This window comes from Streptomyces sp. NPDC002403 (assembly GCF_053593015.1).
This window is the reverse complement of sequence record NZ_JBSFBQ010000041.1, coordinates 66,597-73,452: the sequence shown is the minus strand read 5'-3', so window position 1 is coordinate 73,452 and position 6,856 is coordinate 66,597. Positions and strand designations below refer to the sequence as shown.

At 66.6% G+C, this 6,856-nt stretch carries 8 protein-coding genes and 2 pseudogenes; 3 read left to right on the top strand and 7 right to left on the bottom strand.

All coding sequences use genetic code 11. The features are described 5' to 3' along the window. Nucleotides 1–638, top strand: a 638-nt coding sequence (locus ACWCPY_RS32365) for an alpha/beta fold hydrolase (RefSeq protein WP_451270977.1), incomplete at its 5' end; no start/stop codon positions are given. Nucleotides 639–802: 164 nt separating this feature from the next. Further along, nucleotides 803–1,216 (top strand): NADPH-dependent FMN reductase, encoded by a 414-nt coding sequence (locus ACWCPY_RS32360; RefSeq protein WP_451270989.1) that lies wholly within the window; start codon nucleotides 803–805, stop codon nucleotides 1,214–1,216. A gap of 140 nt (nucleotides 1,217–1,356) precedes the next feature. Here ACWCPY_RS32360 and ACWCPY_RS32355 read toward each other — a convergent pair whose 3' ends face one another. Both ACWCPY_RS32355 and ACWCPY_RS32350 read right to left on the bottom strand, forming a co-directional pair. Beyond that, the gene (locus ACWCPY_RS32355; protein WP_451270975.1) at nucleotides 1,357–1,929 is read right to left on the bottom strand and encodes a GNAT family N-acetyltransferase; all 573 of its coding nucleotides are present in this window, start codon (nucleotides 1,927–1,929) and stop codon (nucleotides 1,357–1,359) included. A gap of 92 nt (nucleotides 1,930–2,021) precedes the next feature. Next, a pseudogene (locus tag ACWCPY_RS32350) lies at nucleotides 2,022–2,256 on the bottom strand (ATP-binding protein); the annotation flags it as partial. A gap of 103 nt (nucleotides 2,257–2,359) precedes the next feature. Here ACWCPY_RS32350 and ACWCPY_RS32345 point away from each other — a divergent pair. Continuing rightward, complete coding sequence (locus ACWCPY_RS32345; protein WP_451270973.1) at nucleotides 2,360–3,103, top strand: phosphotransferase family protein; 744 nt, start codon at nucleotides 2,360–2,362, stop codon at nucleotides 3,101–3,103. Between the two features lie 323 nt (nucleotides 3,104–3,426). On the opposite strand, the pseudogene ACWCPY_RS32340 reads toward ACWCPY_RS32345, so the two are convergent. The 5 genes and pseudogenes from ACWCPY_RS32340 to ACWCPY_RS32320 all read right to left on the bottom strand — a co-directional run. Further along, nucleotides 3,427–3,714, bottom strand: a pseudogene (locus ACWCPY_RS32340) (transposase); the annotation flags it as partial. After that, entirely contained in the window at nucleotides 3,678–3,803 is a 126-nt protein-coding gene (locus ACWCPY_RS32335) for a helix-turn-helix domain-containing protein (protein ID WP_451270987.1), read from the bottom strand. The gene ACWCPY_RS32335 and the pseudogene ACWCPY_RS32340, both read right to left, overlap by 37 nt. Before the next feature lie 1,064 nt (nucleotides 3,804–4,867). Further along, the gene (locus ACWCPY_RS32330) at nucleotides 4,868–5,104 is read right to left on the bottom strand and encodes a hypothetical protein (RefSeq protein WP_451270971.1); all 237 of its coding nucleotides are present in this window, start codon (nucleotides 5,102–5,104) and stop codon (nucleotides 4,868–4,870) included. A gap of 7 nt (nucleotides 5,105–5,111) precedes the next feature. Then, nucleotides 5,112–5,606: a DUF4265 domain-containing protein gene (locus ACWCPY_RS32325; RefSeq protein WP_451270969.1), complete on the bottom strand. Its 495-nt coding sequence runs from the start codon at nucleotides 5,604–5,606 to the stop codon at nucleotides 5,112–5,114. 290 nt (nucleotides 5,607–5,896) lie between these two features. After that, nucleotides 5,897–6,802 carry an aminoglycoside phosphotransferase family protein gene (locus tag ACWCPY_RS32320; protein ID WP_451270967.1) on the bottom strand — a complete coding sequence of 302 codons (906 nt, stop codon included), beginning with the start codon at nucleotides 6,800–6,802 and terminating at the stop codon, nucleotides 5,897–5,899. Nucleotides 6,803–6,856 lie beyond the last annotated feature (54 nt).

Sequence of the window (6,856 nt, the reverse complement as noted above, 5' to 3'; positions counted from 1 at the left end):
GCGCACCCGGCCCCGCCAGCATCACGCCGCTCGTCGACCACTTTGCCACCGGGTACCGGGTTCTGGCACCGACCCATCCTGGCTGGGACGACACGGTGCGACCCGACACGCTCAACTCCGTGGCCGCCCTCGCCGCCGTCTACCACGATCTGGTCGACCAGCACGGTCTGGACGACGTCACCGTGCTCGGCACATCCTTCGGTGGCTGGGTCGCCGCCCGGATGGCTGTGGACGACCGCGCGGGCCGCATCTCCCGGCTCGTCCTCATGGACGCCATCGGGCCCAAGATCCCAGGCCAGCAGATCAACCTGCCCAGCGGGCCGCCCGTCGGCACCAGCCCGTCAGCGGCACGAAGCGGTCCGCCCGCGCAGATGCTCGCCACCCTGCACGCCTACACCGGTCCGGACATGCACGACGCAGAACTGCTTCCCCGTCTCTCCGCCGTCACCTGCCCCGTCCTGCTGATCTGGGGCGCCAACGACACGGTCATCAACCCCGACTTCGGCCGAGCCTACGCAACCGCGTTCCGGCACGGGCGGTTCGAACTCATCCCTGGCGCAGGACACCTGCCCATCCGCGAGGAACCGGAGGCCGTCCTCACCGCCCTCGACCGCTTCCTCGCCGAGCCCGCCGCCTGAACCATCTGACCAGCGCTCCACTCCACTCCGGCTTCGACCATCCGCGTCCTTTGGCCCCGTCCGGTGCGCTGCGTGCGCAGTGAGCAGCCACCCGGCCCGGGCAACACCTGCCGGAGGAGCCCAAGTTCCCCTCTTGTTCCAGGCAGTTGTGACAAAGATCGCCAATCCGCAGCAGCACCCGCACCGGCAGGGCCGGTTCCGCCGTCGCCCACTGGGTCCGTGAACAGGCACAGGCACGGGGCGACTATGAGCACATGCTCATCGACCTCGCCGACGTCGATTTGCCGCAGATCGACGAGCCCGTCCCACCGATCGCAGACCGCTGCACCCAGCAGCGGGCGCAGACCGTCGCCACCTACGACGGCTACGAGATCGTCCCGAGCACAACCAGTCCTTCCATTGGCGTCCTGAAGAACGCACTCCACCGGGTCTGCGCGGAATGGACCAACAAGGCGGCCGGCATCGTCTCCTACGGTGTCGACGGCGGCCTCGGCGCCGTCAAAGCGCTGCTGCCCGTCCTCGGCCCCCTCCCAGCTCGCCGATGTCGGCGCCGAAGTCGTCCTCAACCTGCGCACTGACTGAGGCCGCGCTCACTGCCGCGCGGGAGATCAAGGCCCACGTCTTGCACTGCCGGGTGATCCTCACGGTGAACGAGATGAAACGTCTGGGGCGCGACATCGCAGAGCCAACAGCTCTGGCAGACCACTTCACCGCCCAGTTAGCGGTGCCTCGTAGGATCAGTCGACGACCCCAGGTCGCCGGGAAGCAGCGAAAACAGAACCAGGTCGGCCCGAGCTCCGTGCACGAAGCCAGCGTTTCGCAGGGTGCCTTCGCGGTGGAAGCCGGCCTTACGTGCAACTGCCTGGGACGCTGAGTTTTCGGTGGCAGCTCGCAGTTCCATCCGTTGGAAGTGCTGGTTGGTCAGGAGCCAGTGCGCCAGTGTGCGGGTTGCTTCGGCTGCGATGCCGTGGCCGCGCGCCCAGGGTGACACCCAGTAGCCGACTTCGCTCACCAGCGCCCGCCAGTCCGTCTTCTTCAAGCCGACTTGGCCCAGCAAGCGCTTGGTGCCGGCGTCGGTGATGGCGAATTGGATGCCGTCGCCGCTGTCCCGCATCGCGCTTGCAGTGGTCGTGCACCAGGCTGTGGCATCGTCCAGCGTGTAGGGCTGGGGCAGCGGAAGCCATCGTTGAGTGAGGGAGTCCGAGCAGCTTGCGCGTGTGTCCGGGATGTCACGGCTGTCGAACGCGCGGAGAACCAGTCGCCTGCTGTGCAAAACCGTCTCGGGGAACATATCCGGCTCCGTTCGCAACCGACCGATTGGTCCGAGAGACGGTAACAAGAGCTGCCGGTCCGAAGACCGGCGGCCTGGTCAGAAGCGACCAGTCAGCCGGCTGCGGCTTGCTCTTCGGCTCGGGCGCGGGTGCCGGCGACGCGGTAGGAGTCGGTGCCGGTCTCGGTGATCGTGCCGTTGAACGCGAGGCGATCGACGATGGCCGCGCAGAGGCCGGGCGGTGAAGGTCTTGGTCCAGCCGCCGAAGGACTCGCGGGAGACCATGACGACGCTGTTCTTCTCCTCGCGTTCGGTCAGGACCCGGAAGAGAAGTGTTCGGCCGCGCCGGATTCCATCTCCTCCGGAAACGCGTACTGCTCGCTCCGTGAACGAGCTTCGACGCTCAGAACGGATGTCACCCGGAGCGGCCAGAAGGCGAGAAACTGGTGCCATGCACACAGGAGAGGGCGAAATTCCACTGCCCGGAGGGCGTATCACTCCGGGGGTCGTCCGCGTTGGCGACACCGTCCGTAGGCCGGTCACGGCCAGATCTGCCTTCGTCGCCGAACTGCTGAACCACCTTCAACAATGCAACTTCCAAGGCGCACCACGTTATCTCGGACTCGATAACGCAGGCCGCGACACATTTACCTACGTGCCCGGCCGAGTACCAGCCGGATTCCAGCTCTGGAATGACGATCAGGTTGCGGCTGCCAGCGCTCTTCTGCGCTCGCTGCACGAGGCCACTCGCAGCAGCAGCCTTACCGGAACCTCTCCGGTCGTCTGCCATCACGACCCGGGTCCGAACAACGTCGTCTTCCACCGAGGTCGACCGGTGGCCTTCATCGACTTCGATACAGCAGCACCTGGCAACCCCCTCGAAGACCTTGGGTACATGGCCTGGACCTGGTGCATCTCCTCCAAGCCGCAAGCCCCATCCCCTCACGCACAGGCACACCAGGTAAGGACTCTCGCCGACTCCTACGGGCTCGATACCTCCGAGCGCGGCAACCTCGTCGATGCCATCCTCGACCGCCAGAACCGCAACGCCCTCTGGTGGCACGAACATCTCATCGCTCAAGACAAACGCGTGGCTGACAGCACGCAGATCCTCGCCCGGATCGCCTGGTCCTGGCGTGAACACGAATACACAGCCGCCAACCGCGCTGTCTTCGCGAACGCTCTACGCTACTGAACTTGAATTCGTGATGTCGGTCGTGATGTCGGTCTGACCTGCGTGGGTGTGGTGCTGGTGTCCGGCTCGAAGAGGGTCGACCAGCGGGCGTCCGTTCACCGGACTGGGCGGGTGACGACACCACCAGCCTCTCCCGACAACCTCCGTGCCGTTCTCTTCGACTCAGGCGGCGTGTTGATGCAGCCGATCGGTGGCCGTTGGAACCCGCGAGCGGACTTCGAGCAGACCGTCCTCGCCCACGCCCCGTCGATCACACCGCATCCGGCACGGTCTTCCTGGGTCGGTCGCAGCGCGGCGACGGAATCCCGGTAGTCCGGCTCGGGTCAGCCGTAGAGGTCCTGACCGGTGCCGGCGCGACAGCCGTCAATGACGCGGGGCCGGTACTGCAGCATCTTGAGCTTGCGCTTGACGGCCTGGGCGATCTCGCCCAGGCCGGCGGCGGCGAGGTTACCGAGGTCCCGCTTGACCAGGGACCACACGCCTTCCTGCGGGTTCAGATCAGGCGCGTAGGTGGGCAGCTGGAACACGGTGAGCCAGTCGGCGTTCGCGGCGATGAATTCGTTTAGCGGTGCGGTCAGGTGGATGCGGACGTTGTCCCACCCTCGCACCACTGCCGCCGCCACCGTTCCACCGATCGCTCGGACACCCGCAGCATGAAAGCGATGTCCTTGTTCTTCTCCCCGGCCTCAAACCGGGCCACCGCGTCCAGCCACACCCGCTCGCGGGCTGCCCTCTCAGCATCGGTCAGACCATCGCCCTGCGCGTACCTCACCACGCAAGTCGTACAGCTCGCGGGACTCAACGCTCAGCCGAACGACCCGACATCACCCGATCAAGTTCAGTGGCCGGGATCGATTCAAGGCTGCAGAACTCGAGTACGTAGAGTGAACCGGTCACGGAATGTGTGCCGGAACCCCTGGAGATCGACGAAGCCGTTCGGACGAGTTCGTCCCGCCGGGTGCGGGCTGGCGGCTTCGGCGGCGAAGTGGGCGGCAGGGCCCAGGTGGCGCTCTCTGACGGTTGTATCAAGGGAACAGGACGAGGCCCTTCCCTGGTGGGGGAAGGGCCTCGTGAGTGAGCGCTGGGCAGGCCTTGCACCTGCATTTCCCCGCGGGAAGCGGGGCGTCTTTCCTTGGACCACCAACGCAGTGTCAGTCACCGGAAGTTGCGGCGAACTTTCAAGATCGACTATAGCGCATGTGATCCTGATGAGGCACAGCACCGGCGGGGAACGGTGGTGTCGGGGCTGCGCCCGACCGCTGCATGGCCGCCCCCTGCCTCAGCCCGCCCCTTCCTCGGTCCGACGCTGCCACGAAGAGTGGCTGCCCCACGTCCTGGGGAGGAGTGCGGCGTGAACTTCGAGTTCGAGTGCCGGCGCTGTGAGCGGACTGTGTGGTGTACGGGAAGCCGGCCGGCTTCTGGACCGAGCAGTACCGGCTGCCCGATGAGTGGGACTGCTGGAACTGCGGCGCTACCAACATCACACCGGACCCGCCCTGGGCAGAGGCCGACTGACGTCCCCGGACCCGAAAGCGCGGAGGCGTGTCACGGACGCACGGGGCAGGAACAGCCGCCTGCCGCCGTCGCACCCACCGAGGCCTGCCGGTTGGATGTGAGAGTCGCACGGGCCCGGCGGTCACGGTCGTCCCGGCGCCGATGGTGGCGTCGAGGTGAGCAACCGATGTCCTGCGGCCCGGAGACGCCAAGAGGCGGAGAACGCCTCCGCACCCAAGTGACGCGATGACACCATGGCGCGAGTCGTGCTCACCTCGACCAGAGGTTCTCCAGATCGCCCGCCGCCAATGGCCACGGCTCGTCGAGATCATCCAGAGCCTCCGCGAACGCATCCGCGAAGCCCGTGGCAACGGCTGGCTCGGAGAAGCCGAAGGACGCCAGGTCGGTTTCGACGCCGCCACTGCCAAGCTCAACGGCCTCAGTCGAGCCCCGGCCGACGGCCGACCCGAACCTGTCGGCCTCGGCATGCCCGTCTTTGCCGACCAAGCACCCTTTACGCGTCACGCCAGGCGTCGGTGACACAGCCGTGCTCGTAGTGCCACCAACCGTCCTCCTGGCCGCGGACGAGCAAAGCCTTGATCCGGCCAAGGTCTGCGTCGGCCAGCACGGTGAAGGCGACCAGGGGAAACTCTTCGCTGAAGACCTCACCGCCCAGGCCAAAGGAGGCGAAGCGCTCGTGCACAGCCTGAGCGCTTCGCCCCAATGGGCCGGAGGGAACAGGCAGGACCCGGATGGTGCAGTTTCCCGACGCCTCCACTCGCTCCTTCGCCCAGTGGAGGCCGTCGGCGTCCGTCACGAACCGCACGATCTCACCCTCGGCCACCCCGTCCTGCAAGAAGGGAGCGCTGGCTACGCGAGCAGTGTCACTGCTCAGCCGCGTAGCCCACAGCCCCTCAGTGTCATAAGGAAGCCAGCCGTCACGTGGAACAAACCGGTACCACACCTTGATCCGTTCGCTCTCGGCAGCGACGGATTCGGACGGAGTCATAGGGGTCACGATCTAAATGATCACGCAACCGGCTCCCCTATCGGGCACCGGTACGTCTGCCTTTGGTCCGGAAAGCCCAGCGGTGCGCGTCCGATCCAGCGGAGCCAGTAGCCGAACCCGACAAGCCGGCGGCTGAGCCAAGCGGCGCGCAGGGCCGCATCCCCGGCCCGCACCGCGGAGAAGACGTGGCCGAGGAGTTCCGCCACCTCGTCTCGCGCGAGGGTGGTTCGCCCCAGCCCAGTGCGTCACCGCCACCGACCAGGTGCGACAGGATCCGGTGGGCGAACAGGTCATGCGAGCGATTCGTCTGCGAGGACGCGTTCCAGGGATCGTTGACCCGTCCGACTCATGGCCGGGTTGCTTTCGACGTAGTACCAGACCAGCCCCATCGCTTGAACGAAAGCCCACGCCTTGCCTCGCTCCCATTCCAGGTCGTCGCAACCCAGGTGATCACGGAGCACCTGCCGTGGCCCAGCCTCCAGCAAATGCCACGCGCTCACGAGATCCAGAGAAGGGTCGGCCGGCCCGAAGCCGCCAACGTCGAGAACCCCCGCAAGCCGGCCGGCGGACACGAGCACGTTGCCCGGAATCAGATCACCATGGGCCATGACGTCCTCCGTCGCGCCTCGCGGCAGATCGCGCAGTGTTGCCCAGATACGACGAAGCCGAGGGACGTCCAGGAGTCGCTCACTGTGCCTGAAGCAGGTCTCCATCCACGCGTCATGGGATTGCAGGTCGCCTCCTCGACCTGTGCCGGCGAACGTGCGGCCACGCGTGTCGATCGCGCGTAGGTCGCCGATGAAGTCCGCCAAGTCACGGGCAATCGCCGACGATTCGCCTGGGTCCTCATCGACGGCCACCATTCCGGGCAGCCACGTCTGCACCGACCATGGAAGCGGGTAGCCCGCCCCGGGTTCACCAAGCCCCACCGGTTCGGGCGTGGGGCAACGCGTGCGGCCCGCCAGCTCGCGAGCCGCTTCCGCTTCGGCCTCCAGCCGGCGCCGCGTCGATTCGACGTCTGCCGGCTCAAGAGGGAATCGAGCTGCGAACCGATCGCCGATACGGAAGACAGCGTTGACCGTGCCCTGCGCGGTGATGCTCCTGACCGGCAGGCTCCGCCACTCAGGAAACTGCTGATCCACCAGCGTGCGCACTGTCTCGGGAGACACCGTCAGCTGGTTGGTGTGCATCTTCATGGTGGAAGCATCCGCGTCACGATCTCCACCTGCAACCCGCTTTTCCGTCGTGGA

Coding starts and splice junctions, on each gene's coding strand:
- ACWCPY_RS32355 (WP_451270975.1), bottom strand. CDS start 1,929: ATGTTCCCCGAGACGGTTTTGCACAGCAGGCGACTGGTTCTCCGCGCG.
- ACWCPY_RS32320 (WP_451270967.1), bottom strand. CDS start 6,802: ATGAAGATGCACACCAACCAGCTGACGGTGTCTCCCGAGACAGTGCGC.
- ACWCPY_RS32325 (WP_451270969.1), bottom strand. CDS start 5,606: ATGACTCCGTCCGAATCCGTCGCTGCCGAGAGCGAACGGATCAAGGTG.
- ACWCPY_RS32345 (WP_451270973.1), top strand. CDS start 2,360: ATGCACACAGGAGAGGGCGAAATTCCACTGCCCGGAGGGCGTATCACT.